Origin of the sequence: Nonomuraea sp. NPDC050478 (genome assembly GCF_044458265.1) — a bacterium.
In the GTDB taxonomy this organism is placed as follows: domain Bacteria; phylum Actinomycetota; class Actinomycetes; order Streptosporangiales; family Streptosporangiaceae; genus Nonomuraea; species Nonomuraea ferruginea.
Map to the genome: position 1 here is coordinate 130,199 of NZ_JBITHT010000012.1, position 13,944 is coordinate 144,142.

Sequence of the window (13,944 nt, forward strand, 5' to 3'; positions counted from 1 at the left end):
TATGTCCGGTCGAGGTGGTGTGAGTGATCGAGCTCGCTGACGTGCGTGTCCGGCTCGGGGAGCGCGAGGTGCTGCGCGGGGTGAGCGCGACGCTGGCCGAGCGGCGGATCGGCGTGATCGGGGCCAACGGGTCGGGCAAGAGCACGCTCGCCCGGCTGTTCAACGGGCTGGCGCTGCCCACCTCGGGGACGGTGACCGTGCTGGGTCACGACACGCGGCGGCAGGCGGCCAGGATCCGGCGGCGGGTGGGGTTCCTGTTCACCGACCCGGACGCGCAGATCGTGATGCCGACCGTGGCCGAGGACGTGGCGTTCTCGCTGCGCCGCCACAAGCTCCCCGCCGAGGAGGTGCGGGACAGGGTGGCGGCCGTGCTGGAGCGGCACGGGCTGGCCGGGCACGCCGACCATCCGGCGCACCAGCTGTCCGGCGGGCAGAAACAACTGCTGGCGCTCTGCTCGGTGCTGGTGCTGGAGCCGGAGATCCTGATCATGGACGAGCCGACGACGCTGCTCGACCTGCGCCACTCCAGGCTGGTGGCCGAGCACCTGCGCGTCCTGCCCCAGCAGGTGGTGGTGGTCACCCATGACCTGTCGCTGCTGGCGGACTTCGACCGGGTGCTGGTGCTGGAAGACGGCCGGGTGGTCGCCGACGCGCCGCCGGACGAGGCGATCGGCCACTACCGCGGGCTGATGGCGTGAACGCCCTCACCGGCGCTTACGTGCCGGGCGACTCGTTCCTGCACCGGATGCCGACCGGGGCCAAGCTGGCGGTTCTGGCGGTCTGCTGCACCGGGCTGATCCTGCTGCCCAGCGTGTGGGCGATGGCGGGCGCGGCCGTGGTGGTCGTGCTGCTGTACGCGGTCGCGCGGGTGGGCGCGGCAGCGGCGTGGGCGCAGGTGCGGCCGGTCCTCTGGTTCGTGGCGGCGCTGTTCGTGATCCAGCTCGTCCTCGCCGGTCCGTCGGCCGCGGTCCTGGTGACGTCCAGGATCGTGCTGGCGGTCGCACTGGCCGGGCTGGTCACGCTGACGACCAGGACCTCGGCCATGATGGCCACGCTGGAGCGTGCCCTGCGGCCCGCCCGGCGGGTGGGGCTGGACCCGTTCCGGCTGTCGCTGCTGCTCTCGCTCACCATCCGCAGCATCCCGGTCATCGCCGCGCTCGCCAGCCGCGTACGTGAGGCGCAGCGGGCCAGGGGCGTCGAGTGGAGCATGCGCGCGTTCGCGGTGCCGCTGGTGGTGGGCGCGCTGCGGCACGCCGACGCCCTGGGCGAAGCACTCAGCGCCCGCGGCCTGGACGACTGACCGGCGCGCGGGGGTCACTCAGCGCCCGCCGATCCGCGGCCTGATGTCTTCTTCACCCGCGGTCTGGACGGCTGACCGGCGTGCGGGGTTTCTCGCCCGCCATCACGTACGCGCCGCGTTCCAGTCGCTCGACGAGGCCGCGGGTCCACTCGGCGGCGCTCTCGGCGGTGTGCACCCACATGCCGAGGACCTCCCCCACCATGCCCCACGCCTCCGGGTCCTCGTCCGGCGACCAGTCGCGCCGGACCCGGGAACGCCACTCCTCCAGCGCCCGCACCCGCGTCTTCAGCAGCTCGACCGCCTCGGCCCTGGGCAGGTCGTCCATCAGGCCCGCTCCGGCGCTCAGCATGTCGAGCCGCTGGTCGGCCTTGGAGAGCGCGTGGCGGAGCAGCGCGAAGTAGTCGGCCTCGCCCGCCTCGGTGATCTCGTAGTCGATCCGTGGCGGGCCGCCGGCGGTGCTGGGCGCCTCCTCGTCCGCGCGGAGCAGTCCCTCGACGGCCATCTGGCGCAGCGCGTGGTAGATCGAGCCCGGCTTGAGCCCCGCCCACTCGTGCGCGCCCCACGACTCCAGGTCGGAGCGGACCTGGTAGCCGTGCGCGCTGCCGCGCCGCCGCACGGCCCCGAGCACCAGCAGCCGCACCACCGACATCGCCACTCCCTCGATCTTTGAGCATCCACCATAGTCAGAGGGACGACTCACACTCGTGACGTCACGTGGCAGCGGGGCAGGTGGTGCGGCCGGCGCGAAGGCGGCGTGCCGTGTGGCCGGGGGCTACCCCGGCCACCGATCGGGGAATCAGTCGACAGGGGGACCGGCGATGGTGGTGTAGCCGCCGAACTGGCCGGCCGGCTGGCCGTTGACGTAGGGCCGGAAGTTGGTCGCCAGCGCGCCGGAGGTCAGCCGGGCCAGCAGCGTCTGGTCGTGGGGGCCGCCGTTGGGGGCGGTGGCGAAGGCCGCGGGATTGCCGGTCGCCTCGCCGTCGACCCGCTCGTAGCCCACGACGCGGTCACGCCGGTAGGCGTAGACGGCGTTGTCGGGCCCGCGGACGTACAGGAAGTTGGTGGCGAGCGCGATGTCGCTGGTCGCGGTGAGGCCGTCCAGCGGCTGCCAGGTGGCGCCTATGGTGACGAGGTTCATGGTCCACACCCGGTTGTCCTCGCCCCGGGCCGCGATCTCGTACGCGTTGATGCCGAAGTCGTCACGGACGGCGATGTTGCTGGTGACGCGCAGGTCGCCGATCGGCTCGAAGGCGGTGGCGGTATTCGCGCTCACATTGCTGAAGTAGACGCGGTTGTCGCTGCCCCGGACGAAGACGCGGACGTTGAAGGGAAGAGTGAAGAACCCGCGGCTGGCGGTGATGTCACTGGTGGCGAAACCGCCGAGGCTGCGCCAGCCCACCCAGGCGCCGTTGCGGCGGACGTTCGTCCACACCGCGCCATCGGTGCCCCGGGCGAAGAGTTTGACGCTGGCGGGCGGCTCGTCGAAGGCGACGATCGCCTCGACCTCGCCGGTCACCCTCAGACCGGGCACGATGGAGTAGCCGGTGACCACGCCGGACGGGGTGATGGTGTTGGTGTAGACCTGGTCATCGGTGCCGCGTACGTAGAACTCGGTGCCGTAGGAGGTCACCACGACGTTCGGGTCACCGACGATCACCCCTCCCAGCGACTGGAAGGGGCCGAAGACGCCGCCCGAGAACGTGCTGTACAGCAAGGAGCCGTCCGCGCCGCGCGCCGCCACCCCCTTGGCCGACCGGGTGAGGGTGTAGTCGTGGGCCACGCGCGGCGTGCTCAGGTCGGGCAGGCCGGCAGCGTAGGCGGGCGGAGGAGGACCGGCCGCCGCAGCGGGAGAACCGAAGGCCAGCAGACCCAGAGTGAGTGCCAGGGCGGTGCCTGCCGCGAGTGGCCGGCGTAACCAGTGGCGTGGATGCTTCATCGCAGAGTCCTTTCGTCGACTTGGCGAAGCAGACTCTGATTCGTCGGCGTCCCACGGATGGATCACAAGAGTTTGACTCACCCGAGTCAGGCAAGGTCCCGGGACGCGGCGCAGGCGCCGATCCTCGACCGCGCGCGACGTCACTCGACCGGATGCTGCCCGAGTCCGCGGTCGCGGGCGCGCGCGACGAGCGCCGCACGGTCGCGTGCCTGGAGCTTGGCGAGGATGGCGGCGACGTGGTTGCGCACGGTCTTCTCGGAGAGGACGAGCCTGGCCGCGATCCCGTGGTTGCCGAGCCCCGCCGCCACGAGGCCGAGCACCTCGTGCTCGCGATCGGTGAGCTCTGGGAAGACCTTGCCCGCGGCGGTGAGCGGCCGTGTCGCGTACGCGGCGATCCGGCGGCCGACCTCTCCGCCGAACACGGTGCCCCCGGCGGCAACCACGAGGACGGCGCGGGTGATCTCCTCGCGCTCCGCGCCCTTGAGCAGGTAGCCGCGAGCGCCGGCGCGTACCGCGGCGAGCAGCCGCTCGTCGTCGGCGTGCATCGTCAGCACGAGCACCCCGAGGTCGGGGAAGCGGTCGGTCAGCGTGGCCAGGGCACTGAGCCCGTCGACCCCGGGCATCTCCAGGTCGGTGAGCGCGACCTCGGGCGACAGTTCCTCCACGAGCCGGACCAGCTCCGCGCCGTCAGCGGCCTCGCCCACGACGTCGACGTCGGGTGAGGAGGCCAGGGCCGCGCGCAGGCCGAAGCGGAACATCGGGTGGTCGTCGGCGACGACCAGGCGTACCGGGGCACTCATGCGATCCGCACCGCCGTCGGCACCCTCAGCGTCACCGTGGTGCCCGCCTCCGACGAGCTGATCGCGACCTCGCCGCCGAGCTCGCGGGCGCGTGACCGCATCGAGGCCAGGCCGATCCCGCCGCCCGGCGGCCGGGACGGGTCGAATCCCGCGCCGTCGTCGCGCACGTCGACAACGAGGTTGTCGCCCTCGTCGCCGCGCACGCACACGTCGAGTCGCGTGGCGCCGGCGTGGCGGACGGCGTTGGTCACCGCCTCGGTCACGACCCGGTAGGCCGTCTGCTCCACCCTCGGCGGCAGCACGGGCAGCGGACCGACCTCCACGCTGACCGGCAGGGCCGCGGCCACCGAGACGACCCCGCGCCGGATCGCCTCGGCGAAGCCGCGCTCCTCGATCGCCGCCGGCCGCAGGTCGTCGAGGATGCGACGCACCTCCGACACGGTCACGGCCGCCTCGGCGCGGAGCACCCCGGTGATCTGCAGCGCGGTCGTCGCACTGGACGCCCGGATCGCGTCCTCCAGTCCGGCGAGCCCCAGTCCCATCCCTGTCAGGGCGGGCCCGAGCCCGTCGTGCAGCTCGTGGCGGAGCCGTTCGCGCTCCCGCGTGCGGGCGTCCATCGCGGCATCACGCTGCGCCTCCAGCTGTTCGGCCAGGCCCCGCGCGTGGAGCACGGCGGCCACCTGCGCGGCCAGCGCGGCGAGCATCCTTTCCTCGCGCCGTGCGAACCCTTCCTCCGGCCACCTCGGCACGACCTCCAGCACGCCGAGCGGCATTCCGCCGACCGCCAGGGTGGCGCTGAACGCCGTGGCGGGGAGCTCGGCGTCGGGCCGCAGGTCACCGCTGCACGCGATCACCGATCGGAAGGCGTCGCGGATCCGGGCGCCGGGGGCGCCGACCGACCGCCGCACGGCGGCGAGTACCGCGGTGAGCAGTTCGCCGTCGGTGTCGGCCGGCGCGCCGACGTGCGTGCCGATCTCGGCCACGACCCGCACCGGATCCGCCCGTGGTGACGCGTCGATGCCCAGCAGGCGATAGCGCAGCACCGCGACCGCGATCGCCGCCGGCAGCAGATACAGGCTCGTGACCTGGGCGACCTGGGCGGCCAGGCTGTCGCCGAGCAGGTTCACCACGATGATGAGGATGACGATGCCGAGCGGCCACGCGAGCTGCTGGCGTCGCGGCGCGGCCGACCTGGCCCACCTGACGATCGCGAGCACCCAGATCGTCGCCGCACCGGCCAGGTACACGACGAAGGACACCGCGCCGAGCGGGCCGTCCGACGGCTGCCCCGCGAGCCAGTGCAGCTGGATGAGCACCGCCCCGAGGGCGACCACGCCCACCGGCCACCACCAGGCGCGTCCGGGCGGGCGCCCGGTGGGGAAGAACGCGGGCAGCGTGCCCAGCATCGCCATGATGCTCCATCCGCCCACCAGGGTGAGGACCAGCCCGGGAACGCGTGCCGTCCAGTCGCCTGCGGCCGCCGCGGGGCCGAGCCAGCCGGCCGCGGCGAACGCCTCCTCGGTCAGCGAGAGCTGGGTCATGGTCCCGACGACGAGGAGGAGCCAGCCGATCGCGTTGGCGGGGCGGAGCCAGGCCAGGAGCGCGCCGGCGAAGGACCATCCGACACCGACGAGCGTGCCCGCCAGCGCGAGCGCGAGAGGGAGCCGTACGTCATGGGCCGCCGCGGCGAACCCCTCGGCCGCCGCGCCCGCCAGGCCGGCCACGCCGACGAGCACGGCGACCGCACCGACGGCGGCTCTCGGGACCCACATGGGATCAGTCTGGGGCGCGCGCGCCCGGGACGCCACGGGCCGGTGTCCCGTCCGGCCGGGCACATCGCCCGGGTCGACGGGTTCCCTCGCCCTGTCCCGGGACGCCCCCGCGCCGTGACGCTGGTCGGGCACGACCCAGTCCACCAGCTCGTGATCCGGAGGAGATCCCATGTCCCTGTCCGCCGAAGCGTTTCCGCCCGCGCCCGCGCGAGTCCGTCGCCACATCGTGTTCCGCGTCGTCGTCGCCGCGATCGCGCTGCTGCTCATCGTCGGATTCGGCGTGTGGCAGTCGATCCTCACGCCGTGGGTGAGCTTCGCCGACACCACGGACCACGGCTGGACCCGCACGCCCGAACTGCACCGGACGGCCGACACCGTGAGCGCCGCCGTCATGGGGGCGGTCGGCGCCGCGGGCATCGTCCTCGCCGTACTGCCGCGCCGGCGGTCGGCGCTCACCGCCTGGTTCGTCGCGATGGTCGCGGCGATGGGCATCACCAGCGTGGTCTCGTCGGTCATCCAGGGGCACGACCTGATCGACGCCGCGATCTTCGCGGTCGGATGGCTCGCGCTGCTCGTCGTGCCGACCGTGCTCCTCGCTCCCGACCGCCGCAGCCTGCCCGCGGGCGGCGTCGCGTCGGAGGACCGACCGCGCGGGCCGCTCCTCGCGACACTCTGGGCGCTCGTCGTCGCGGGAGCCCTCATCGCGGTCGGCGCGATCGTCTGGCGGCTCGCCGGCGGCGTCATCGAGAGCCCGCGCGAGGACGACGTCGTCGGCTTCGTGCTGTTCGGCCTCGCGTTCGCGCTCGGCGGGGCGCAGTGCCTGCGCGCCCGTGAGAGCTGGCGCACGCTCGCGATCCTTTTGGCCGCGGTGACGGCGTACACCGTCGTGGCGGGGGTGTCGCTCGCGCTCGGCTGACGTGCAGCTCAGCGGGCGCGTATCGAAACCGGCGGCTTGGGCGCACGCGCGGCTCCTCGACCCGCACAGGCCGAGTCCGGGCAGCTCAGGAACCCTGCGCCACGCCTGCTGAGCTGGTCGAACTCGTATGGACGCGACCGCGTACGCAACTTCCCCCGCGTCGGCGGCATCCCATGGAACATGCGATTTCGTACGTCACTCGCGGCACTTACCCTCACCTGCTTGACGGCGACCGCCCAGCCCGCGGCCGCCGAAGCACCGGCCACAATCGCTTACGCGCAGCGGACGCAGACCTGGGAAGTGGTGCTGACCAGTGGGAAGGTGGTGAAGGTGCCGGAGGCGCTCGCCGTAGCGCCCAAGGACGCGGTCAACAGTGGGGAGCGCGCGCCGTTCCTGATCAGCGGGGACGGGCGGCACATCTTCTACTACCGGAAGAAGGACGGCCTGTTCGTGGCGCGGACCGTGCACGGCAAGGAGCGGGTGGTCGCCAAGATCACGGCGTATGCCATCGGTGAGGAGTGGCCGATCGTGTCCTATGACGGCAGCTATGTCGTCACCGGGACCTCGGGACCGGGCCTGGGCGTCCTCGTGGACCTGCGCGAGCGCAAGGCGATGGGGCCGCCGGAGAAGACAGACACGTGGAACCTGCCCAGGTTCAGCCCGGACAGCAAGCGGCTGCTGCTGGGCGGGGAGCAGAGCGTCGTGTTCGACCGGGCGCTGCGGTCCCGCCTGCGGCTGAAGACGCGGCTGACGCCGAGCGCGCTAGCGGGGGACTACACCACCTCGGCCGTCCTGGTCGGCAAGGCCGGCAAGTATCGCAAGGTGCGCCTGCTGAACCTGCGCACTGGCCGCGCGGGCGCCGTGGTGAGGGTGAAACTGCCGCGCGGGCAGTACATCGACGACATCGACTTCGACAGGTCCGGGCGGTTGGTCGTGCGATCGAAGACCGCGACCGGAGTGGCGGTCTACCAGGTCTCGCGCAAGACGGGCGCGGTGAAGCCGCTGAAGGAGATCAAGCGGCCCGATGCGGCTGTTTGGGTGCTCCCGGACGACTCCGCCTACGAGTCGTGGACGGAGAGGAAGTGAGCGACCCGGGTCCTTGAGCTCGTGCGGGCGTGCCCGCCACCGTGCCGGGATTGTTCGCTCAGGCCCGTCCGTAACCCGGCGACGAGCCCGTGACCAGCCCCCCTCAGGCGGCGTAAGCGATCAACTCTCGCCCCTTCTGAGTGAGAATGTCTGAGCTGACGTGGCGCGGAGCGCCTGAGGGCGAAGCCCCATGGCGCCGGAGGCGCCTTGTGGAACGCCTGAGCTGGAACGCGCGGAGCGCCCGCTGGGCGAAGCCCTTTGGGCGCCGCGGGCGCCGGGGTTGCGCCGGAGGCGCCTCAGAAGAACGGCTCAGCTGCGACTCTGGTCCAGGGGTCAGGCCTTGGATGCCGCTTCACGGATGCGGGTGGCGTAGTCACGCCAGTAAGGGTCGCCCGGCTCAGGGAAGGACGTGTCGCCCGGGTGGCGCCCACCTGAGCCGTCGATGAGCTCCCTGATGATGTCGGCGTGGCCGGCGTGCCGGGACGTCTCCTGGATCATGCGGACCACCAGCTGCCGCAGCGACGCCTCTCTGCGCCCCTCCGGCCACCACGGGACGGTGCCGACGGCGGCGAGGTCGAGGGCCTCGATGGTCTCGTCGGCGTGGGTGCAGGCACGGCGGTAGAGGCCGGTGAGGTAGTCGGTGGTCTCGCCTTCGGCCGCCCACATGTCGGCGCCGTCCCAGATGGTGCCGTCGTCGTGCCATGACATCCGCTCCGGCGCGGGCCGCCCGAACACCTCGCCCAGATAGCCGTACTCCAGGCCGGCCAGGTGTTTGACCAGGCCGAGCAGGTTGGTGCCCGAGGGCACCATGGGCATCCGCATGTCGGCGTCGCTCAGCCCGTCGAGCTTGAACAGCATCGCGTCGCGTACCTCCTGGAGGCTCGCGCGCAGGATCTCTTTCTCGGTCACCCTCCACACCGTACGAGACGCCACCGACAGATGAGAGTGCCCTCATCTGTCGCTCACTGACCGCTCACCACGGGACGAAAGGCTTTTAACCAGTACGAACGAGAAAGAGGACTGACATGAAGAAGATCTCCCTGGTTCTGGCCGGCGCCCTGCTCGGCTCCGTGTTCGCCGCCGCTCCCGCGTACGCGGACGACCGGACGTGCCGGGGCGTCATCCGCGCGGTGTCCGTCGACGGCGACATCAAGGTGCCCAAGGGCGAGAAGTGCACGCTCGTCGGTACGAAGGTGGACGGCAACGTCAAGGTGGGCGAGGGCGCCACCCTTGAAGCGCGCGGCATCCGGGTGGACGGCGACATCCAGGCCGAGGAGGCGCGGCGCGTGTCGGTGACCAAGGGCTCGAAGGTGGACGGCAACATCCAGGTCAAGGAGAGCGGGACCGTCACCGTCAGCTCGACCCGGGTGGACGGCGACATCCAGATCGAGGAGAACCGCGGCCGGGTCAAGATCTACAAGAACAAGGTCGGCGGCAACCTCCAGTGCGAGGAGAACCGTCCCGCGCCCACCGGCAAGGGCAACCGTGTGGAGGGCGACAAGGAAGGCCAGTGCCGCCGTTTCTAACAGCTCCATTGCGGAGGGATTACCCCGGTCAAGACAGCGTTTTGGTAGTCAATAACCCGGGTAAGGGCGTCTTTAGCTTCTGAGCACCAATTATTTCAGGAGCCCCAGATGTCTCGCATCATGCTCACGGCCGCCGCACAGGATTTCCTTCGCGCCGACGAAGTGGTCTTCTTCGATTGGCACGTCACGGGCCTCTGCTGCGCCGACGCCGGGGAGTTCTCAGTCAGGCCGTTGCGGCGGTCCCGGTTGCCGCGAAGGGCCCGGAGGCTGGGGACCGATCTGGTGTACGCCCACCCCTCCGCCTGGGTGCATCTAGTCGAGCTGCCCGTGACGATCGACTGCCGTCCGCTGTGGCGCTGGCGGCGCTTCACCACCGATCTGCCACCGGACGCCGGACTCCGCTGCTGCCTGGGCCGTCCCATATATGGGAGGTAATCGGTGAAGGTGCGCTCCATCATCATCTGGACAGCGGTCGCCTTGATAGGCGCCGCCGGCTGGGGCGTGCTCGCCCTGTCCAGGGGTGAGAACGTCAACGCGGTCTGGTTGCTCGCCGCCGCACTCGGCTCGTACGCCATCGCCTACCGTTTCTACGCCCGGTTCATCCAGCGCAAGGTCCTCCGCACCGACGACCGGCGGGCGACGCCCGCTGAGCGGCTCGACAACGGCATCGACTACCAGCCCACCGACCGGCGGATCCTGTTCGGTCATCACTTCGCCGCCATCGCCGGGGCGGGCCCGCTGGTCGGGCCGGTGCTGGCGGCCCAGATGGGCTACCTGCCCGGCACCATCTGGATCGTGGCCGGCGTGATCTTCGCCGGGGCGGTGCAGGACATGGTGATCCTGTTCTTCTCCATGCGCCGCAACGGGCGCAGCCTCGGTCAGATGGCCCGCGACGAGATCGGCCCGGTCGGCGGGGTGGCGGCGCTGATCGCGGTCTTCGCCATCATGATCATCCTGCTGGCGGTGCTGGCGCTGGTCGTGGTGAACGCGCTGGCGCAGTCGCCGTGGGGCGTGTTCTCGATCGCGATGACGATCCCGATCGCCCTGTTCATGGGCTTCTACCTGCGAGTGCTCCGGCCGGGCAAGGTCGTGGAGGTCTCGGTCATCGGCGTCGCGCTGCTGATCCTCGCCATCGTCGCCGGCGGGTGGGTGCAGGACTCGAGCTGGGCCGGGGTCTTCACGCTGAGCCCGTCGGCGCTGGCGCTGTGGCTGATCGCGTACGGGTTCATCGCGGCGGTGCTGCCGGTGTGGATGCTGCTCGCGCCGCGCGACTACCTGTCGACGTTCATGAAGATCGGCACGATCGCGCTGATGGCGGTCGGCATCCTGGTCACGATGCCGGCGATGCAGAACACCGCGTTCACCGAGTTCGCGTTCAACGGCAAGGGGCCGGTGTTCGCCGGGTCGCTGTTCCCGTTCGTGTTCATCATCATCGCCTGCGGCGCGCTGTCCGGGTTCCACGCGCTGATCTCCTCCGGGACGACCCCGAAGATGATCCAGAAGGAGTCCCAGGTACGGATGATCGGCTACGGCTCCATGCTGATGGAGTCGTTCGTGGCGGTCATGGCCATCGCCGCGGCCTCCATCCTGAGCCCCGGCCTCTACTTCGCGATGAACTCGCCCGCGGGAGTGCTCGGCGCCACGGTCCAGACGGCGTCCGAGGCGGTCACCAACATGGGCTTCGTCATCACGCCGCAGGAACTCCAGGCGGCCGCGGCGGCGGTCCAGGAGGAGACCCTGATCGCCCGTACCGGAGGAGCGCCCACGCTGGCCGTCGGCATCTCGGAGATCTTCTCCGGGTTCCTCGGCGGCGCCGCGCTGAAGGCCTTCTGGTACCACTTCGCGATCATGTTCGAGGCGCTGTTCATCCTCACCACGGTCGACGCCGGCACCCGCGTGGGCCGGTTCATGCTCCAGGACACGCTGGGCAACGTGTGGAAGCCGATGCGCAAGGTCAGCTGGTGGCCGGGGCTCCTCGCGACCAGCGCGATCGTGGTGGGGGCCTGGGGCTACTTCCTCTACCAGGGCGTCAACGATCCGCTGGGCGGCATCAATCAGCTCTTCCCGCTGTTCGGCATCGCCAACCAGTTGCTCGCGGCGGTGGCGCTCACCGTCGCCACCACGCTGCTGATCAAGAGCGGGCGGCTGAAATGGGCCTGGGTGACCGGTGTCCCGCTGGCGTGGGACGTCGCGGTCACGCTGACGGCGAGCTACCAGAAGGTGTTCTCGCCCGACCCCGGCCTCGGGTTCTTCGCCCAGCGCGACCGCTACCAGACCGCACTCGACCAGGGAGAGGTCCTGGCCCCGGCCAAGTCGATCGGCGACATGGAACGGGTCGTGTTCAACTCCACCGTCGACGGCGTCCTGGCCGCGCTGTTCGCGATCCTCATCATCATCGTGATCGTGGACGCCGCACGGGTCTGGATCGTCGCGATCCGCTCCCGGGCGCCGCTGCCCGACACGGAGGCCCCGTACGAGGAGTCGAAGATCGTGGCACCGGCCGGGCTCATCGCGACGCGTGAGGAGCGCGAGCTTATGGCAGGCGCGGCCGGTCCTCCGAAGGGAGACTGACGCGGGGCGGGCAGGGCGGGCGCCTTTCCCGGCGGCGACCCGCCCTGCCGGTCCGGTCAGGCCAGCAGCCCGGCTATCTCGGCGATGGTGGCCCGCTGATTCTTGATCATCTCTTTCGCCAGGCGCAGGGTCGGCTGGTGTCTGCCCTGGTCGAGCACCTTCTCGGCCATCTCGGTGCCGGAGGCCAGGTGTCTCGACAGCACCGTCAGCCAGGACTTGTCGAACTCCGCGCCCGACATCCCTTCCAGCACCTTGATCTGCTCGGCCGACAGCATGCCGGGCATGGAGTGCGCGACCTTCGCGTCGTCCGGCGGCACCTTCCGTTTCCACTCGCGCAGCCAGGACGCCATCTTGACGATGTCGGCCTGCTCCAGGGCGATCAGCCTCCCGCCCAGATCCTGCACGTACAGGTTGTCGGCCCGGCCCTCCGCCAGTCCGGCGAGCTGGATGGTCTGCCGGTGGTGCGGGATCATCTCCTGGGAGAACCGGATGTCGGCCTCCCCGTACGCGGCCTGCGCGGCGGGCAGCGGTTCTCCGGTGGCGGGCGCGCACGCGGCGGACGCGGGCACGCACAGGGCCAAGGCGGCGATCAGCAGGCGGGTCCGCACCCGCATCAGCTCCCCTCGATGGTTCGATCACTCCGAGGTACGCGCCGGTTGCGGAGAAAGTTCACGATTGGTTCTGAGCCCTCGGTGGATCCAGTCGTACGCGACGGCCATGGGTGAGGGCTCGGGGTCGAGGCCCCGTACGGCCGCGACCAGCTCCCAGTAGCGCGCGGCGCGCGGATCGTGCCGGTCGAAGGCGCGCAGGACCTCGTCGCGGTCGCCGCCCATGACGGCGAGGGCGCGTTCGAGCACCGGGACCGCCTCGGGCGCGGCGGGCGAGACCCCCGCCTCGACCGCCCGCAGCGCCTCCTCCGCCATGGCCGCGCTCTCCCGCTGCCACGTCCCATGGTCGTACGGGCGATCCCAGAAGTCCGCGGACGTCTCCCGCAGGTTGCGCCGGAACCCGTCGTCGGCCAGCAGGTCCATCAGCTCCAGCCACGCGTCGAGCTGGGCGGCCGTGGGGTCCTCGGGCAGCTCGGGGGCCATGCACGCGCGCATGTCCGCCAGCCACTCCCGCTGGGCGGGGCTGCCGCCCACGTCGTCGATGAACGTGTCCAGCAGCGTCTCCATCTCGGCCGCGCCCAGCCGCCCGAGGGTGTGGAGCCGGCGCAGGTCCTCGTCGGCGGGGTCGTCCTTGGCGAGGGTGGCGCGCAGCACGGCCCGGGTCCGCTGCAGCGCGGTGAGCTGGGTCTCCACGGCCCGCAGGTGGAGGGCGAGCACGTCCTTGAGCTCGCGCCGCCCCAGCGAGCGGATCGTGGCCAGGTCGACGCCGATCTCCCGCAGTGTGCGTACGAGCTCCAGGTGGACGCGGTGCTCGTCGGTGTAGCGGCGGTAGCCCGAGGGGGTGCGGCCGGGCGCGGGCAGCACGCCCTCGTCGGAGTAGAACCGGATGGTCTTGACGGAGAGACCGGTCAGCTGCGCCAGCTTGCCGATCGAATAATCCATTTGAGTCTCCTGTTACGGGAGACTTTAGCTTAGCCCGCATGGCGAAGAACAAGGTGACCAGGGTCGTCACCATGCACCTGAACGCGGGCGAGGCCGGCCCGGCGACCGTCGGCAAGGACCTCGGCCCTCTCGGCATCAACCTCATGCAGTTCTGCAAGCAGTACAACGAGCTGACCGCCGGCCGGCGCGGCTACGTGATACCGGCCGTGGTCACGGTCTACGAGGACCGGGCCTTCGACATCACCGTCAAGCAGCCCACCACGGCCTCGCTGATCCGCCAGGTGACCGGGCTGAACGGCGGCAGCCCCCGCCCCGGCCACCAGAGCGGCGGCGTCGTCACCACGGCCCAGCTCAGGCAGGTGGCCGAGGCCAAGCTGCCCGACCTCAACACCGACGACCTCGACCAGGCGGTCAAGATCGTGGCAGGCACGGCCAGGTCCATGGGGCTGGACGTCAAGGACTGATTGTCGTCCCCGGCGGTTATCGT

Annotated in this window: 14 protein-coding genes; 7 read left to right on the forward strand and 7 right to left on the reverse strand. The window is 71.1% G+C overall.

Features of this window, described 5'->3' with window-relative positions:
- Positions 1-23 precede the first annotated feature (23 nt).
- Together ACIBF7_RS42250 and ACIBF7_RS42255 are read left to right on the forward strand one after the other, a co-directional pair.
- Positions 24-698, forward strand: a complete 675-nt coding sequence (locus ACIBF7_RS42250) for an energy-coupling factor ABC transporter ATP-binding protein (RefSeq protein WP_397199626.1) — start codon at positions 24-26, stop codon at positions 696-698.
- Complete coding sequence (locus ACIBF7_RS42255) at positions 695-1,300, forward strand: energy-coupling factor transporter transmembrane component T family protein (protein WP_397199627.1); 606 nt, start codon at positions 695-697, stop codon at positions 1,298-1,300. The genes ACIBF7_RS42250 and ACIBF7_RS42255 overlap by 4 nt, the downstream gene beginning before the upstream one ends.
- Before the next feature lie 52 nt (positions 1,301-1,352).
- Here the strand turns inward: ACIBF7_RS42255 and ACIBF7_RS42260 are convergent, their stop codons facing one another.
- The 4 genes from ACIBF7_RS42260 to ACIBF7_RS42275 all read right to left on the reverse strand — a co-directional run bounded on the left by ACIBF7_RS42260 (position 1,353) and on the right by ACIBF7_RS42275 (position 5,808).
- Positions 1,353-1,949, reverse strand: coding sequence for a PadR family transcriptional regulator (locus tag ACIBF7_RS42260; protein ID WP_397199628.1), 597 nt, complete (start codon positions 1,947-1,949; stop codon positions 1,353-1,355).
- 147 nt (positions 1,950-2,096) lie between these two features.
- Positions 2,097-3,236 (reverse strand): hypothetical protein, encoded by a 1,140-nt coding sequence (locus ACIBF7_RS42265; RefSeq protein ID WP_397199629.1) that lies wholly within the window; start codon positions 3,234-3,236, stop codon positions 2,097-2,099.
- A 140-nt stretch (positions 3,237-3,376) separates the two neighbouring features.
- Complete coding sequence (locus ACIBF7_RS42270) at positions 3,377-4,036, reverse strand: response regulator transcription factor (protein ID WP_148036636.1); 660 nt, start codon at positions 4,034-4,036, stop codon at positions 3,377-3,379.
- Positions 4,033-5,808, reverse strand: coding sequence for a sensor histidine kinase (locus tag ACIBF7_RS42275; protein WP_397199630.1), 1,776 nt, complete (start codon positions 5,806-5,808; stop codon positions 4,033-4,035). Before ACIBF7_RS42275 ends, ACIBF7_RS42270 begins: the two co-directional genes overlap by 4 nt.
- 169 nt (positions 5,809-5,977) lie before the next feature.
- Here ACIBF7_RS42275 and ACIBF7_RS42280 point away from each other — a divergent pair, with 169 nt between their 5' ends.
- Together ACIBF7_RS42280 and ACIBF7_RS42285 are read left to right on the forward strand one after the other, a co-directional pair.
- On the forward strand, positions 5,978-6,724 hold the full coding sequence (locus ACIBF7_RS42280) for a hypothetical protein (protein ID WP_397199631.1): 747 nt from the start codon (positions 5,978-5,980) through the stop codon (positions 6,722-6,724).
- A gap of 222 nt (positions 6,725-6,946) precedes the next feature.
- Entirely contained in the window at positions 6,947-7,810 is an 864-nt protein-coding gene (locus ACIBF7_RS42285) for a hypothetical protein (protein WP_397199632.1), read from the forward strand.
- A 333-nt stretch (positions 7,811-8,143) separates the two neighbouring features.
- Here ACIBF7_RS42285 and ACIBF7_RS42290 read toward each other — a convergent pair whose 3' ends face one another.
- Positions 8,144-8,719 (reverse strand): DinB family protein, encoded by a 576-nt coding sequence (locus ACIBF7_RS42290; RefSeq protein WP_222709286.1) that lies wholly within the window; start codon positions 8,717-8,719, stop codon positions 8,144-8,146.
- Between the two features lie 116 nt (positions 8,720-8,835).
- Here ACIBF7_RS42290 and ACIBF7_RS42295 point away from each other — a divergent pair, with 116 nt between their 5' ends.
- Together ACIBF7_RS42295 and ACIBF7_RS42300 are read left to right on the forward strand one after the other, a co-directional pair.
- On the forward strand, positions 8,836-9,336 hold the full coding sequence (locus ACIBF7_RS42295; RefSeq protein WP_397199633.1) for a hypothetical protein: 501 nt from the start codon (positions 8,836-8,838) through the stop codon (positions 9,334-9,336).
- 438 nt (positions 9,337-9,774) lie between these two features.
- Positions 9,775-11,907: a carbon starvation CstA family protein gene (locus ACIBF7_RS42300; protein WP_148036631.1), complete on the forward strand. Its 2,133-nt coding sequence runs from the start codon at positions 9,775-9,777 to the stop codon at positions 11,905-11,907.
- 56 nt (positions 11,908-11,963) lie between these two features.
- Here the strand turns inward: ACIBF7_RS42300 and ACIBF7_RS42305 are convergent, their stop codons facing one another.
- On the reverse strand, positions 11,964-12,521 hold the full coding sequence (locus ACIBF7_RS42305; protein ID WP_271275201.1) for a DUF305 domain-containing protein: 558 nt from the start codon (positions 12,519-12,521) through the stop codon (positions 11,964-11,966).
- Positions 12,522-12,542: 21 nt separating this feature from the next.
- Positions 12,543-13,457 carry a MerR family transcriptional regulator gene (locus ACIBF7_RS42310; RefSeq protein WP_397199634.1) on the reverse strand — a complete coding sequence of 305 codons (915 nt, stop codon included), beginning with the start codon at positions 13,455-13,457 and terminating at the stop codon, positions 12,543-12,545.
- 38 nt (positions 13,458-13,495) lie between these two features.
- Between ACIBF7_RS42310 and rplK the strand changes: the two genes are divergently transcribed.
- Positions 13,496-13,921, forward strand: coding sequence for a 50S ribosomal protein L11 (gene rplK, locus ACIBF7_RS42315; protein WP_219546123.1), 426 nt, complete (start codon positions 13,496-13,498; stop codon positions 13,919-13,921).
- Positions 13,922-13,944 lie beyond the last annotated feature (23 nt).